Origin of the sequence: Arthrobacter dokdonellae (assembly GCF_003268655.1) — a bacterium.
Classification (GTDB): Bacteria; Actinomycetota; Actinomycetes; order Actinomycetales; family Micrococcaceae; genus Specibacter; species Specibacter dokdonellae.
In genome coordinates, this window is sequence record NZ_CP029642.1 from 2,471,308 (window position 1) to 2,485,905 (window position 14,598).

14 protein-coding genes are annotated in these 14,598 nt (G+C 68.5%); 11 read left to right on the top strand and 3 right to left on the bottom strand.

Annotated features, from left to right (window positions below):
* Positions 1 to 29 precede the first annotated feature (29 nt).
* From DMB86_RS10995 to secG, 11 genes are all read left to right on the top strand, one after another.
* Positions 30 to 815 (top strand): HAD hydrolase-like protein, encoded by a 786-nt coding sequence (locus DMB86_RS10995; RefSeq protein ID WP_227878322.1) that lies wholly within the window; start codon positions 30 to 32, stop codon positions 813 to 815.
* Positions 802 to 1,470: a lysophospholipid acyltransferase family protein gene (locus tag DMB86_RS11000; RefSeq protein ID WP_113717854.1), complete on the top strand. Its 669-nt coding sequence runs from the start codon at positions 802 to 804 to the stop codon at positions 1,468 to 1,470. The genes DMB86_RS10995 and DMB86_RS11000 overlap by 14 nt, the downstream gene beginning before the upstream one ends.
* A gap of 2 nt (positions 1,471 to 1,472) precedes the next feature.
* The gene (gene uvrC, locus DMB86_RS11005; RefSeq protein ID WP_113717855.1) at positions 1,473 to 3,443 is read left to right on the top strand and encodes an excinuclease ABC subunit UvrC; all 1,971 of its coding nucleotides are present in this window, start codon (positions 1,473 to 1,475) and stop codon (positions 3,441 to 3,443) included.
* A 126-nt stretch (positions 3,444 to 3,569) separates the two neighbouring features.
* Complete coding sequence (gene rapZ, locus DMB86_RS11010) at positions 3,570 to 4,490, top strand: RNase adapter RapZ (protein ID WP_113717856.1); 921 nt, start codon at positions 3,570 to 3,572, stop codon at positions 4,488 to 4,490.
* A 3-nt stretch (positions 4,491 to 4,493) separates the two neighbouring features.
* The gene (locus DMB86_RS11015) at positions 4,494 to 5,522 is read left to right on the top strand and encodes a gluconeogenesis factor YvcK family protein (RefSeq protein WP_113717857.1); all 1,029 of its coding nucleotides are present in this window, start codon (positions 4,494 to 4,496) and stop codon (positions 5,520 to 5,522) included.
* A gap of 3 nt (positions 5,523 to 5,525) precedes the next feature.
* Positions 5,526 to 6,506 (top strand): DNA-binding protein WhiA, encoded by a 981-nt coding sequence (gene whiA, locus DMB86_RS11020; RefSeq protein WP_113717858.1) that lies wholly within the window; start codon positions 5,526 to 5,528, stop codon positions 6,504 to 6,506.
* Between the two features lie 110 nt (positions 6,507 to 6,616).
* Positions 6,617 to 7,240 (top strand): superoxide dismutase, encoded by a 624-nt coding sequence (locus DMB86_RS11025; protein ID WP_113717859.1) that lies wholly within the window; start codon positions 6,617 to 6,619, stop codon positions 7,238 to 7,240.
* A 214-nt stretch (positions 7,241 to 7,454) separates the two neighbouring features.
* The gene (gene gap, locus DMB86_RS11030) at positions 7,455 to 8,462 is read left to right on the top strand and encodes a type I glyceraldehyde-3-phosphate dehydrogenase (RefSeq protein WP_113717860.1); all 1,008 of its coding nucleotides are present in this window, start codon (positions 7,455 to 7,457) and stop codon (positions 8,460 to 8,462) included.
* Between the two features lie 31 nt (positions 8,463 to 8,493).
* A complete protein-coding gene (locus tag DMB86_RS11035) occupies positions 8,494 to 9,732 on the top strand; it encodes a phosphoglycerate kinase (protein WP_113717861.1) in 1,239 nt (412 codons plus the stop codon).
* 99 nt (positions 9,733 to 9,831) lie between these two features.
* Positions 9,832 to 10,647 (top strand): triose-phosphate isomerase, encoded by an 816-nt coding sequence (gene tpiA / locus DMB86_RS11040; protein WP_113717862.1) that lies wholly within the window; start codon positions 9,832 to 9,834, stop codon positions 10,645 to 10,647.
* A 235-nt stretch (positions 10,648 to 10,882) separates the two neighbouring features.
* Entirely contained in the window at positions 10,883 to 11,128 is a 246-nt protein-coding gene (gene secG / locus DMB86_RS11045) for a preprotein translocase subunit SecG (protein WP_113717863.1), read from the top strand.
* A 175-nt stretch (positions 11,129 to 11,303) separates the two neighbouring features.
* On the opposite strand, the gene pgl is transcribed toward secG, so the two are convergent.
* From pgl to zwf, 3 genes are read right to left on the bottom strand one after another with little or no spacing between them, the layout of a single operon-like run.
* Entirely contained in the window at positions 11,304 to 12,104 is an 801-nt protein-coding gene (gene pgl, locus DMB86_RS11050) for a 6-phosphogluconolactonase (protein ID WP_113717864.1), read from the bottom strand.
* Entirely contained in the window at positions 12,101 to 13,042 is a 942-nt protein-coding gene (locus DMB86_RS11055; RefSeq protein WP_113719501.1) for a glucose-6-phosphate dehydrogenase assembly protein OpcA, read from the bottom strand. The genes pgl and DMB86_RS11055 overlap by 4 nt, the downstream gene beginning before the upstream one ends.
* Positions 13,039 to 14,583, bottom strand: coding sequence for a glucose-6-phosphate dehydrogenase (gene zwf / locus DMB86_RS11060; protein WP_113717865.1), 1,545 nt, complete (start codon positions 14,581 to 14,583; stop codon positions 13,039 to 13,041). The genes DMB86_RS11055 and zwf overlap by 4 nt, the downstream gene beginning before the upstream one ends.
* Between the last annotated feature and the right edge of the window lie 15 nt (positions 14,584 to 14,598).

The following is a 14,598-nucleotide window of genomic DNA, read 5'->3' on the forward strand; positions in this document are numbered from 1 at the left end:
GGCCGTGCGGCTCATGAGAAACTAGGGACGTGACCATAGCCGAACCCGCCGTTGTTGATGCCGGCCCCGTTCCCGCAGCAGCCGTCGACGCCGCCTTCGTCGATGCTGTCCTCTTCGACGCGGTCCTCTTCGACCTCGACGGCACCCTCGTCGACCCGGCCGGCGGCATCACCGGCGGGATCGAGCATGCCCTGCGCGCCATGAATCTGCCCGTGCCCGGACCGGAGAGGCTCGGCCGGATGGTCGGACCCAAGCTGGCCGACGGACTGGTGGGCATCCTCGGCGTGCCGGAGCCGCAGGTGGCGGACGTCATTGCCGAGTACCGCACCTGGTACACCGCACGCGGCATGGGCATGTCCAGGGTCTACCCGGGAATCAGGGAGCTGCTGGCCGGCCTTCGCGCCCGCGGCGTGCAGCTGGCCGTTGCCACCCAGAAGCCGGAGCCGCTGGCGCGCACCCTTCTGGCCCACCACGGCCTGGACCGGTGCTTTGACGTCATCCGCGGATCCCACGCCGACGAATCCATCATGCCCGGAGAGCCCGGCTACCGCGCCGGCAAGGCGGAAATCATCGCCTCGGCCCTCGAGGCCCTCGGCGGCCCGGCCCGGGCCGTCATGGTGGGCGACCGGCACCAGGACGTGGTCGGGGCCCGGGCCAACGGCCTGGCCTGCGTCGGGGTCGCCTGGGGGTTCGCCCCGCACGGTGAGCTGGAGGCGGCGGGCGTGGCCGGCGTCGCGCATTCCACGCAGGATCTCCTGGAGATCCTCGGCGGCGGGCCGACAGCCGCCGGAGAGGGCGCCCGTGCCACTGTATGACCTCACCCGCGTCCTCACCCGGGGCACCATCGGCGGCCTGTGCCGGCCCACCGTCGAGGGCCTGGAAAACGTCCCCGCGCACGGGCCGTTCATCGTGGCCCCCAACCACCTGTCCTTCTTTGACTCCGTGATCGTCCAGGCGCTCACGCCCCGGCCGGTGTCGTTCTTCGCCAAGGCCGAATACTTCACCGGCAAGGGCATCAAGGGCCGGCTCATGAAGCAGTTCTTCGAGTCCGTGCACTCCATTCCGGTGCAACGCGGCGAGCAGGCCGCGAGCGTGCAGGCCCTGAAGACCCTGCTGGACATCCTGGGCCGCGGCGACGGCGTGGGCATCTACCCGGAAGGCACACGCTCCCGCGACGGCATCCTGTACCGCGGCCGCACCGGCGTCGGCTGGCTGGCGCTGACCACCGGGGCGCCCGTGGTGCCCGTGGGCATCATCGGCACCGAGAAACTGCAGCCAGCGGGCAAAAACACTGTCAAGCCGGCGCCGTTCATGCTGAAATTCGGTGCCCCGCTGTCCTTCGACAAGACGGGCCCGGACCACTCGCTGCCAGCCCGCCGCGCCGTCACGGACACCATCATGGACGCCATCGCCGCGCTCACCGGCCAGCAGCGCTGCGCCAAGTACAACCAAAGCCCCAGCACGGAATAACCATGGCAGACCCAGCATCGTACCGCCCCAAGCCCGGCGAAATCCCCACGGACCCCGGGGTCTACCGCTTCCGCGACGAACACGGCCGCATCATCTACGTGGGCAAGGCAAAAAACCTCCGCTCCCGCCTGAACTCCTACTTCGCCAACCCCGCCGGCCTGCTGCCGAAGACCCACGCCATGGTCCACCACGCGGCCAGCGTCCAATGGACCACGGTGGGCAGCGAGCTTGAAGCGCTGCAGCTGGAGTACACCTGGATCAAGGAATTCTCCCCCCGGTACAACCTCGCCTTCCGGGACGACAAGACGTACCCGTACCTGGCCGTCTCCATGGGGGAGAAGTTCCCGCGCGTGCAGGTCATGCGCGGCGAGCGGCGCAAGGGCACCAAATACTTTGGCCCCTACACCGCCGGGGCCATCCGCGAAACCATGGACACACTGCTGCGCGTCTTCCCCGTGCGCAGTTGCAGCCCGGGCGTGTTCCGGCGCGCCGAACGCAGCGGCCGCCCGTGCCTGCTCGGCTACATCGACAAGTGCGCGGCCCCCTGCGTGGGCCGCATCAGCGAGCCGGACCACCGCGCGCTGGCCCAGGACTTCTGCGACTTCATGGGCGGAGAGGCCAAGCGGTTCATCGGACGCCTGCAAAAGGACATGGCCGCCGCCGTCGCCGAACTGGACTACGAGCAGGCCGCCCGGCTTCGCGACGACGTCATCGCCCTCAGAAAGGTGTTTGAACGCAACGCGGTGGTGCTGTCGGAAGACACCAACGCGGACATCTTCGCCGTCGAACAGGACGAGCTGGAGGCGGCAGTCCAGGTGTTTTATGTCCGCGGCGGACGGATCCGCGGGCAGCGCGGCTGGGTGGTGGAAAAGGTCGAGGACGCCACCGACGCCGACCTCTGGGAACACCTCATGCAGCAGGTCTACGGCGCGGAGGACCAGCAGCAGGACGCCATTCCACGCCAGATCCTGGTGCCCGAACTGCCCGCGAACCATCTGGACCTGGCGGAATGGCTGGGCGGCCTGCGCGGGGGCAGGGTGGAGATCAAGGTGCCCCAGCGGGGGGAAAAGGCCGCCCTGATGGAGACGGTCCGGCAAAACGCCCGCCAGGCCATGGTGCTGCACAAATCCCGCCGTGCGGGGGACCTCACCACCCGCTCCCTGGCCCTGGCCGAACTGCAGGAGGCGCTGGACCTGCCCATGCCGCTGCTGCGGATCGAATGCTTCGACATCTCGCACGTGCAGGGCACCAACGTGGTGGCCTCCATGGTGGTGGTGGAGGATGGCCTGGCCAAAAAGGGCGAGTACCGCAAGTTCGCCATCACCGGCGAGGCGGCCGTTGACGACACCGCCTCGATGCATGACGTCATCACCCGCCGCTTCCGCAACTACCTGGCGGAGCAGGAGGAGCGGGCCGGCAACACGCCGGCCTCCGGCGACATCGCCGCGGCGGACGCGGCGCGCGAGCCGGCCCGGAACAAGTTTGTCTACCCGCCCAACCTCGTGGTGGTCGACGGCGGCGTGCCCCAGGTGGCCGCCGCGTCCCGCGCCCTCGCCGAACTGGGCATCACCGACGTCGCCGTGGTGGGCCTGGCCAAGCGCCTGGAAGAGGTGTGGGTGCCGGACAGCGACTTCCCGGTCATCCTGCCCCGCTCCTCGGAAGGGCTGTACCTGCTCCAGCGCATCCGCGACGAGGCCCACCGCTTCGCCATCACCTTCCACCGGGCCAAGCGGGGCAAGGCCATGACCGCCTCCGCGCTGGACGCGGTACCGGGCCTGGGGGCCGCCAAGCAAAAGACGCTCCTGGGCCATTTCGGCTCGCTGAAAAAGGTCCGGGCCGCCACGGTGGAGGAACTGGCACAGGCCAGGGGGATAGGCCCCGTCCTGGCCCGGGCCATCCACGACACCCTCGCCGCCGGCCGGGAGGCGGACGCGCCCGCCGTCAACATGGCCACCGGCGAAATCCTTGACTGAGCGGCCGCGCCCCGTCCCGGGCGGGATTCCAAGCCGTGCCGAAATTCCTTTAGGCTTGCAGGTAGGACTACTCCCCATGCCGGACTGCAGCCGGGGAGTCCCCGCCACTGATTTCAAGGGAGTGCAATGACAGGGCACCACGAGCCAGCAACCGACCACGCGACCCTCACCCCGGTGAAACCCGTCGAGCCCGAACTCCTGGTCGTCACCGGCATGTCCGGGGCCGGCCGGAGCACCGCCGCCAATGCCCTGGAGGACCTGGGCTGGTACGTGATTGAAAACCTGCCGCCGCAGATGCTGGCGGCCCTGTCCGAACTGGTTTCGCGCATGCCCGGGGCGCTGCCGAAGCTGGCGGTGGTGATCGACGTGCGCGGCAAGGCCCTGTTTGCCGACATCCGCGAATCCCTCAATGCCCTCTCCGCCGCCGGGGTGGCGTACCGGGTGCTGTTCCTGGACGCCAGCGACGAAACCCTGGTGCGCCGCTTTGAGCTGGCCCGCCGCCCGCACCCGCTGCAAAAGGACGGCCGCGTCCTGGACGGGATCGGCTCCGAACGCCTGCTGCTGGCGGAGATGAAGGCGCAGGCCGAAATGGTGCTGGACACCACCGCCCTGAACGTGCATGAACTTGGCGCCGCCGTGACCGAGTTGTTCTCCGAATCCGGCCCCGTGGTGCTGGCGCTGACCATCATGAGCTTCGGCTTCAAGTACGGCCTGCCCGTGGACGCGAACTACGTGGCGGACGTCCGCTTCATTCCCAACCCGCACTGGGTGCCGCAGCTTCGACCGCTCACGGGCGAGGACGCGGCCGTGAGCGACTTTGTGCTCAAGGACCACGGCGCCGCGGACTTCGTGGAACGGTACGTCCACGCGCTGGAACCGGTCCTGGAGGGATACCGCCGCGAAAACAAGCACTACGCCACCCTGGCCATCGGCTGCACGGGCGGCAAGCACCGTTCCGTGGCCGTGGCCATCGAGCTGGCCAAGCGGCTGAGCCAGTACCCGCGCGTCACCACCAGCATCAGGCACCGCGACCTGGGCCGGGAGTAGCGGGTGTACACGGGCATATTGCCGATCATTCCGGCCGGCGGCCGGCTGCCCGCCTTCGAGTCCGAGGTACAGGTCACTGCCCTGGGCGGCGGCCACGGCCTCGCCGCGTCCCTGTCGGCGCTGCGCCTGCTGACCGGCAACCTGACGGCGGTGGTCACAGTCGCCGACGACGGAGGCTCCTCCGGCCGCCTGCGCGAAGAGCTGGGCGTCCTTCCGCCCGGGGACCTGCGCATGGCCCTGGCCGCACTGTGTGACGACACTGACTGGGGCAGGACCTGGCGCGATGTCATGCAGCACCGCTTTACCTCCCGGAACGGGACCGCAGGCTCGCTGGACAACCACGCCCTGGGGAACCTGCTCATCGTCACGCTGTGGGAGCTGCTGGGCGACACCGTCGCCGGGCTGCGCTGGGCGGGGGCGCTGCTCGGCGCCCGGGGCGAGGTCCTGCCCATGGCCAGCGTGCCATTGACCATTGAAGGACGCGTCGTGGCCACCGTGGACGCCGCCCACCCCCAGGGCCAGGTCGTCAGGGGCCAGGCCCGGCTGGCCAAGGCCGGCGGGCTGGACAATGTCCGGCTGCTGCCCGAGAACGCCCCGGCCTGCGCCGAAGCGGTGCAGGCCATCCACGACGCCGACTGGGTCGTGCTCGGCCCCGGCTCCTGGTACACCTCCGTCCTGCCGCACCTGCTGCTGCCGGAGATGCGGGAGGCCCTGTGCACCACCAAGGCCAGGCGGCTGCTGACCATGAACCTCGACGTCAACGACCTGGAGGCCACCGGCCTGGACGCCGCGGGGCACCTGCGCGTCATTTCCCGCTACGCACCGGAATTCGGGGTCGACGTCGTCCTGGCCGATCCGTCGTCCATCGCCGACATGGCCGGGTTCACCGAGTCCGCCGCGATGCTCGGGGCTGAGGTGGTCTTCGGTAAGGTGGGTAGCTCCGCAGGCACTTCCGTCCACGACCCACTGCGGCTGGCCGCGGCTTACCGGGACATTTTTGGGGACAACTGGAATTTGAAAGCGAAGGGCTGAACCATGGCACTGACAACGGCGGTCAAAGAGGAATTGTCCCGGCTGGACATCAAGAAGTCCTCAGTGCGCAAGGCGGAAGTATCGGCCCTCCTTCGCTTCGCCGGGGGGCTGCACATCATTTCCGGGCGGATCGTGATTGAGGCGGAAGTCGATTCCGCCGCCACGGCCCGGCGCCTTCGGGTGGCCATTGCCGAGATCTACGGCCACCAGAGCGAAATCATCGTTGTTTCCGGCGGCGGGCTGCGCCGCGGCAGCCGCTACGTGGTGCGCGTGGTCCGCGACGGCGAGGCATTGGCGCGGCAGACGGGCCTGCTGGACGGGCGGGGCAGGCCAGTGCGGGGCCTGCCGTCCGCCGTCGTCAACGGCTCGGCGTCGGACGCCGAAGCCGTGTGGCGCGGCGCCTTCCTGGCCCACGGCTCACTGACAGAACCGGGCCGTTCCTCCGCCCTGGAGGTCACCTGCCCCGGCCCGGAGGCCGCGCTGGCACTGGTGGGCGCCGCCCGGCGCATCGACATCGCCGCGAAGGCCCGCGAGGTGCGTGGGATCGACCGCGTGGTGATCCGCGACGGCGACACGATCGCCGCGCTGCTGGTGCGCATGGGCGCCCACGAGACGCTGCTCGTGTGGGAGGAGCGTCGCATGCGCAAGGAGGTGCGGGCCACCGCCAACCGGCTGGCAAACTTTGACGACGCCAACCTGCGCCGCTCCGCGCAGGCCGCCGTGGCCGCCGGCGCCCGCGTGGACCGGGCGCTGGAGATCCTCGGCGACGACGTGCCCGAACACCTCAAGTACGCCGGCGAACTGCGTGTGGCCCACAAGCAGGCCAGCCTGGACGAACTGGGCCGCCTGGCGGATCCTCCGCTGACCAAGGACGCCATCGCCGGAAGGATCCGCCGCCTGTTGGCCATGGCGGACAAAAAGGCACAGGAGACGGGCATCCCCGGAACGGAGTCGAATGTCACCTTCGACATGTTGGAGTCGTAAACGTGCCTAATATGAAAGAGTAGAAACATAACCGGCACCACAGTGGTTATGTAGTTTGCACGGGTGGAAACCCGGTGCCAACCCACCAGAAAAATTGCAACGGAGGAACCGTGACTAAGTACACACTTCCAGAACTCAGCTATGACTACGCTGCCCTGGAGCCGAACATTTCCGGCCGCATCATGGAGCTGCACCACAGCAAGCACCACGCGGCGTACGTGGCCGGCGCCAACACGGCACTGGACCAGCTCGCTGAAGCCCGCGACACCAACAACTTCGCGAACGTCGCCAAGTACTCCAAGGACCTCGCGTTCAACCTTGGCGGACACACCAACCACTCCATTTTCTGGAACAACCTCTCACCCGAGGGCGGCGACAAGCCCGAGGGCGAGCTGGCCGCGGCCATTGATGACGCCTTCGGCTCCTTCGACGCCTTCCGCGCGCACTTCACGGCGGCCGCCATGGGCATCCAGGGTTCCGGCTGGGCGCTGCTGTCCTTCGAGGGCCTCGGCGGCAACATTGTCATCGAGCAGCTCTTCGACCAGCAGGGCAACGTGCCCGTGGCCACCACCCCCCTGCTGATGCTGGACATGTGGGAGCACGCCTTCTACCTGGACTACGTCAACGTCAAGGCCGACTACGTCAAGGCCTTCTGGAACATCGTCAACTGGGCCGACGTCGCCAAGCGTTTCGACGCCGCGCGCAAGAACGCCACAGGCCTGATCCTGCCGTAGCCCGCAGTGCCGCCGCGTCACTCCGGCGGCCGCTTCCACGCTGTCCGCCCCGTCACATTGGCGGGGCGGGCACCACGGAACGTAATATGGATCACGGCGCGCACCACGCTTGCGCGCCAGAAACAATCTCTGCCCAACGTCGTGCGGGAACCACCGGTTGAGTGACCCACCCAACCAGACAATGGGTGCCCCAGGCACCAAGGAGAGAGAATCAGTGACTACTCGTATTGGCATCAACGGATTCGGCCGGATCGGCCGCAACTACTTCCGCGCAGCGCTGGCACAGGGTGCCGACCTTGACATCGTCGCGGTCAACGACCTCACGAGCCCCGAGGCGCTGGCCCACCTGCTCAAGTACGACTCCGTCAACGGCCGCCTCCCCGTGAGCGTTGACGTCGTCGACGGCCACCTGGTGGTGGACGGCAAGAAGATCAAGGTCCTGGCCGAGCGCGATCCCGCCAAGCTGCCCTGGGGCGAGCTGCGCGTGGAAGTCGTCGTCGAGTCCACCGGATTCTTCACGAAGGCCTCGGACGCACAGAAGCACATCGATGCGGGCGCCACGAAGGTCCTCATTTCCGCGCCGGCCTCCGACGAGGACATCACGATCGTCCTGGGCGTCAACGACGAACTGTACGACCCCGCCGCGCACCACATCATCTCCAACGCCTCCTGCACCACCAACTGCCTGGGTCCGCTGGCGAAGGTCCTCAACGACAGCTTCGGCATTGAGCGCGGGCTCATGACCACCATCCACGCCTACACGGCGGACCAGAACCTGCAGGATGGCCCGCACCGGGACCTGCGCCGCGCCCGCGCCGCCGCCATCAACATGATCCCGACCTCCACCGGTGCCGCCAAGGCCATCGGGCTGGTCCTGCCGGAGCTCAAGGGCAAGCTGGACGGCTACGCCATCCGCGTTCCCGTCCCCACCGGTTCCGCCACCGACCTGACCGCCACGGTCAGCCGCGAGGTCACCGTCGAGGAGGTCAATGCCGCCTACAAGGCCGCCGCAGCCGACGGCCGCCTCGCCGGCTACCTGACCTACACGGAGGACCCGATTGTGTCCTCGGACATCGTCGGGGACCCGGCGTCGTCCATCTTCGATTCCGGCCTGACCAAGGTCATTGGCAACCAGGTCAAGGTCGTCTCCTGGTACGACAACGAGTGGGGCTACTCCAACCGCCTGGTCGACCTGACCGAACTCGTTGCATCCAAGCTCTAAGACACCGGCTCCAGGCAAAGGCAAGGAAAGCATGACACTTCACACCCTCAGCGAACTCATCGATGAAGGTGTCCGCGGGCGGTACGTTCTCATCCGTAGTGATTTGAACGTGCCGCTCGACGGCGCTTCGGTAAGTGACGACGGCCGCATCAAGGCGTCACTGCCCGTCATCAAGGCGCTGGCCGGCGCCGGTGCCAAGGTACTGGTCAGCGCGCACCTGGGGCGGCCCAAGGGCGCGCCCGACGCGAAATACTCGCTGGCACCGGCAGTGGACCGCCTGGCCGAGCTCGCCCCCGAACTGAACGCCACGCTGGCAGCCGACATCACCGGTCCGGCCGCCCAGGCTGCCGCGGCGGGCCTGGCGGAAGGCTCCGTCCTGGTCCTGGAAAACGTGCGCTTCGACCCGCGTGAAACGTCCAAGGACGACGCCGAACGGGCGTCTTTCGCGGCCGAGCTCGCCGCCCTCACGGGGGAGCACGGCGCGTACGTGGACGACGCCTTCGGTGCCGTCCACCGCCGGCACGCCAGCGTCTGTGACATCACCAAGGTACTCCCGTCCTACCAGGGCGACCTGGTGCGTACGGAACTGGACGTGCTGACCAAGCTGACCACCGGCACGGTCCGCCCGTACGTGGTGGTCCTCGGCGGCTCCAAGGTCTCCGACAAGCTGGCCGTCATCGACAACCTCCTCGGCAAGGCCGACACCATCCTGGTGGGGGGCGGGATGCTCTTTACCTTCCTGGCCGCCCAGGGCCACCAGGTGGGGGCGTCCCTGCTGGAAGCGGACCAGATTCCCGTCGTCCAGGACTACCTCAAGCGCGCCGAGGCGGCAGGGACCACCTTTGTGCTCCCCACCGACATCGTGGTGGCCGCCGGCTTCTCCGCGGATGCGGCCCACGAAACCGTTGCCGCCGGTGCCATCGAATCGTCCAGTTTCGGTGCATCCGGGCTGGGGCTGGACATCGGACCGGACACGGGTGCCGCCTTCGCGGAGGCCATTTCCACGGCGAAAACCGTGTTCTGGAACGGCCCCATGGGCGTGTTCGAGTTCCCGGCGTTTGCCGAGGGCACACGCGCCATCGCTGCCGCGCTGGCGGAGAACACGGCCAAGGGCGGCTTCACCGTCGTCGGCGGCGGGGATTCCGCGGCCGCCGTGCGCACACTCGGCTTCGCCGACGACGACTTCAGCCACATCTCCACCGGCGGCGGCGCCAGCCTGGAATTCCTCGAAGGCAAGAAATTGCCCGGCCTGACCGCCCTGGAACGCTAGCGCCACCGGGTGGCGGCGGACCACCGCCGCCACCCTTGGTGCGCCCGCGTGCGAACCTCCCCAAAAACCTTTGAGAGCACTGCAAGAAACGAGAGAGCGATGACGACTTCGACCAACGGGAAATTTGACCGCACGCCGCTGATTGCCGGCAACTGGAAGATGAACATGGACCACGTCCAGGGCATCACCCTGCTGCAGAAGCTCGCGTGGACCCTGTCCGACGCGCGCCACGACTTTGCCCGCGTGGAAGTCTCCGTCTTCCCCCCGTTCACCGACCTCCGCGGCGTCCAGACCCTGGTGCAGGGCGACAAGCTCAAGCTCAGCTACGGCGCCCAGGACCTTTCCGACAAGGATTCCGGCGCGTACACCGGGGACGTCTCCGGTGCGTTCCTGAACAAGCTCGGCTGCAGCTACGTGCTGGTGGGCCACAGCGAACGGCGCGAGATCCACGGTGAAAGCGACGAACTGCTCAACGCCAAGGTCAAGGCCGCCTTCCGCCACGAACTCACCCCGGTGCTGTGCGCCGGTGAGGGCCTCCAGGTCCGCCAGGCCGGAACCCACGTCGAACACACGCTCGCCCAGGTGCGCGCCGGCGTCGCGGGACTCACCGCCGAGCAGGCAGCTCAGCTCGTCATCGCCTACGAACCGATCTGGGCCATCGGCACCGGTGAAGTGGCCGGTCCGTCGGACGCACAGGAACTGTGCTTGGCCATCCGCGCCGAACTGGCCAAGCTGTTCGACGCGGAGACGGCCGCCAAGACGCGGCTGCTGTATGGTGGATCCGTCAAGGCGGCCAACGTTGCGGCCATCATGGCCGAGCGCGACGTTGACGGCGTGCTGGTGGGCGGGGCAAGCCTGGACGCCGGCGAGTTCGCCAACATCGCCCGCTTCGAAAACCACCTCGTCACGAGCTAGTCCCCACGCCCTCCCCGCCCTGGCTCGCAAGCGAGCCGGCGCGGGGCCCCTCGGGCGCGTGGGCCCAGCACGCCCTCCCCGCCCTGGCTCGCAAGCGAGCCGGCGCGGGCCCCTCGGGCGCGTGGGCCCAGCACGCCCTCCCCGCCCACCCGTGTCCGTTCGCAATGCATGGACGGACACCGCTAGACTTGGGGACGACTTAGACAATGAGACGAACCACGCTGAAAGGCCACAAGTGGAAGCACTGAAAATTGCCCTGCAGATCCTGCTGGGTGTCACCAGCCTGCTGTTGACCCTGCTGATCCTGCTCCACAAGGGCCGTGGCGGAGGACTCTCGGACATGTTTGGCGGCGGCATGAGCTCCAACCTCGGCTCGTCCGGTGTGGCCGAACGGAACCTGAACCGCTTCACTGTGGTGCTGGGCATCACCTGGGGCCTGGTCATCATCGGCCTGGGCCTGGTCATGTCCTACGCCAGCTAAGGCGCACCGCAAAGGCAGAAAGGTCCCGTCCGGAAATCTTCCGGACGGGACCTTTCCTTCGTTGAGGTTCGAGATAACCACCCCCGGGCGGGTTGAGGTTCGAGATAACGCCCTCTCCGGCGCCCCCAGGGCGCCGTTCAGAGGGCGTTATCTCGAACCTCAACGAAGGGGGTGGTCAGGTGTCGCGGCGCATGAGCTGCTCCGGGAACTTGGCCGCGGCTTCCTGGTCGATGAGCCACATGGTCTTGTTGACGCCGCGTGCGCCGGAGGCGGGGACCTGCACGGGACTGGCCCCGGCCAGGCCCAGCCCGACGGCGGCTGCCTTGTCCGCGCCGGCCGCCACGATCCAGATCTCCTGCGCCGTGTTGATGGCTTCCAGCGTCAGTGACACACGCGTGGGCGGCGGCTTGGGGGAGTTCGTGACGCCGACCACGGGGACCCCGCGGCTGCGGATCCCGGACATCTCTGGGAACAGGGACGCGATGTGTGCGTCGGGCCCCAGGCCCAGCAGCAGCACGTCGAAACGCGGGACGGCGGGTGCGTCCCCGGAGCCGTCCTCGTCGTCCCATTCCCGCCGGGCCGCCGCGGCGAGCTGGGCCGTGTAGTCGGCGGCGGCCGCCTCCACGTCGGCCACAGCGTCGGCGGCTGCCATGACGTGGACCCGGGCGGGGTCCACCCCCACGCGGTCCAGCAGCGCGTCCGCTGCCTGGCCGGCGTTGCGGTCGGGGGAGTCGGCCGGCACAAAGCGCTCGTCGCCAAACCAGAAGTTGACCTTGGCCCAGTCCACGGCGAGCCGGGCCGGCGACTCGGCAACGGCCTTGAGGGTGGCAATTCCCACGCTGCCGCCGGTCAGGACCACCGTCGCCTCGCCGCGCTCGCTCTGGACATCGAGCAGGCGCGTGATGAGCCGGGCCGCCGTGGTGGCGGCAAGCACGTCATAGGACGGGTGCAAGGTGATGCGTACGTTTCGGTTCATGCCGGGACTACCTCTTCTTCCGCCAGCAGCTTCCTCATGCCTTCGGTGACGACTTCGCCAAAGACTTCGTCGGGGTCGAGCCGGCGCAGTTCCTCGGCCAGGCAGTCCTGGAGGGTGCGCCGCGGCAGGGAGAGCTGCTGGTCGGGCTGGCCGGGTTGGGTCAGCACGGCGTCGATGGAGCCGGGACGGTGGAGTTCGACGTTGCCGCCGGCGCGTTCCAGCACCACGCGGCGGATGCCGGTGCCGCGGGGGTCTTCCGTCACGGTGATGGGCACCTGGAGAGCGCGGTGCAGCCATGCCGCGAGCAGGAGCGTGCTGGGGGAGTCGCTGGCGCCTTCCACCTGCAGCCCCGTGATCGGGCCGGTCGAATCCAGCTGGTCCAGGACCGCCGCGAGCTGGATGCGCCAGTTCGTCAGCCGCGTCCAGGCGAGGTCGGTGTCGCCCGCGGCGTAGGTGGCGCCAATGTGCTCCAGCGCCGCGCGCGGCTCCGCCTGCGAGGCCGAGTCGGTGATGCGGCGGTGCGCGATGCGCCCCACCGGGCTCTTGCTCGCGGAATCGGGGGCGTTGTTGGGCCACCAGGCCACGATGGGGGCGTCCGGCAGCAGCAGCGCGGAGACCACGGACTCGCTCTCGGCGGCGAGTTCGCCAAAACCGCGCAGCACGATCACCTCGGAGGCCCCCGCGTCCCCGCCCACGCGGATTTCCCCGTCCAGGCGGGTGGGTTCCTCCGGCGAGCCGGCGGCCAGCACGATGATGCGGCAGGGATGCTCGCGGCTGGCCAGGTTGGCCGCCGCAATGGCTTCCTCCTCCTGCCCGTTTTGGGTGATGACCACCAGTGTCAGGACCCGGCCCAGGGTGACAACGCCGCCCTGTTCGCGCATCTTGACGATCCTTTTGGTGATCTTCGAGGTGGTGGTGTTGGGTAGGTCAACGATCACGGTCGCCGCCACGTCCTTCCGTCTCGCTTCAACAGGTCATCGGCCGAGCCCGGCCCCCAGCTGCCGGGCTCGTAGGCCTCGGGCTGGATGTTTTCAGCCGCCCAGAATTCCTCGAACGGGTCCAGGATCTTCCAGGACAGCTCCACCTCCTGGTGCCTCGGGAACAGCGGCGGCTCGCCCAGCAGGACGTCCAGGATCAGCCGCTCATAGGCCTCGGGGCTGGATTCGGTGAACGCGTGCCCGTAGCCAAAGTCCATCGTCACGTCGCGCACCTCCATCTGTGTCCCGGGGACCTTGGAGCCAAAGCGGATCGTGACGCCCTCGTCGGGCTGGACACGGATCACCACGGCGTTCTGGCCAAAGTCGTCCTCGGCGTGGTCGGTGAACAGCAGGTTGGGGGCCCGCTTGAAGACCACCGCGATCTCCGTCACGCGCCGGCCCAGCCGCTTGCCGGCCCGCAGGTAGAACGGCACCCCCGACCAGCGCCGGGTGTTGATGTCCAGCCGCACCGCCGCGTACGTCTCCGTCGTGGAGTCCGCCGGGATCCCGTCCTCCTGAAGGTAGCCGAGCACCTGCTCCCCGCCCTGCCACCCGCCGGCGAACTGGCCGCGCGCGGAATGGCCGGACAGATCCGCCGGCAGCTTCACGGCCGCGAGGACCTTTTCCTTCTCCGCGCGCAGGTCCTCGGCGTTGAAGGAGATGGGCTCCTCCATGGCCGTGAGCGCCAGCAGCTGCAGGAGATGGTTTTGGATGACGTCGCGGGCCGCGCCCACGCCGTCATAGTAACCGGCACGGCCACCGGTGCCAATGTCCTCGGCCATGGTGATCTGCACATGGTCCACATAGTTCGCGTTCCACAACGGCTCAAAGAACTGGTTGGCGAAGCGCAGGGCCAGGATGTTCTGGACGGTTTCCTTGCCCAGGTAATGATCGATCCGGAACACCGCGTCCGGCGGGAACACCGATTCAACAATGTCATTGAGCGCCCTGGCCGAGGCGAGGTCGTGGCCAAACGGCTTCTCAATCACCACCCGGCGCCACTCGTCCGCCCCGCCCTGCGCCAGGCCGTGCCCGGAGAGCTGGCGGCACACCTGTTCAAAGGCCTTCGGCGGGATCGAGAGGTAGAACGCGTGGTTGCCCTGCGTGCCGCGCTGCTCATCGAGCTCGGCGAGCGTGACCTTGAGCCGTTCAAACGCGGCATCGTCGTCGAAGGTGCCCTGCACGAAGCGGATGCCGTCGCTCAGCTGGCTCCAGACGGCCTCGTCAAACGGGGTGCGGCTGTGCGCCTGGACGGAGGCCCGGACCTCCGCGGCGAAGTCCTCACGGTCCCAGTCGCGCCGGGCAAAGCCCACCAGCGCGAAGCTCGGCGGCAGCAGCCCCCGGTTGGCCAGGTCGTACACGGCCGGCATGAGCTTCTTGCGCGCCAGGTCCCCGGTCACCCCGAAGAGCACCAGCGACGATGGGCCCGCCACCCGGGACAGCCTGCGGTCGCGGCTGTCCCGAAGCGGGTTTGCTTGATATGTTGCGGCATTCGTGGGCATGTGTGGGGGCTCGGC

What these genes read in the sequence shown, in the direction of transcription:
- zwf (WP_113717865.1), bottom strand. Translation starts at nt 14,583, where the DNA reads ATGCCCACGAATGCCGCAACATATCAAGCAAACCCGCTTCGGGACAGC.
- whiA (WP_113717858.1), top strand. Translation starts at nt 5,526, where the DNA reads ATGGCACTGACAACGGCGGTCAAAGAGGAATTGTCCCGGCTGGACATC.
- tpiA (WP_113717862.1), top strand. Translation starts at nt 9,832, where the DNA reads ATGACGACTTCGACCAACGGGAAATTTGACCGCACGCCGCTGATTGCC.
- uvrC (WP_113717855.1), top strand. Translation starts at nt 1,473, where the DNA reads ATGGCAGACCCAGCATCGTACCGCCCCAAGCCCGGCGAAATCCCCACG.
- rapZ (WP_113717856.1), top strand. Translation starts at nt 3,570, where the DNA reads ATGACAGGGCACCACGAGCCAGCAACCGACCACGCGACCCTCACCCCG.
- DMB86_RS11035 (WP_113717861.1), top strand. Translation starts at nt 8,494, where the DNA reads ATGACACTTCACACCCTCAGCGAACTCATCGATGAAGGTGTCCGCGGG.
- pgl (WP_113717864.1), bottom strand. Translation starts at nt 12,104, where the DNA reads ATGAACCGAAACGTACGCATCACCTTGCACCCGTCCTATGACGTGCTT.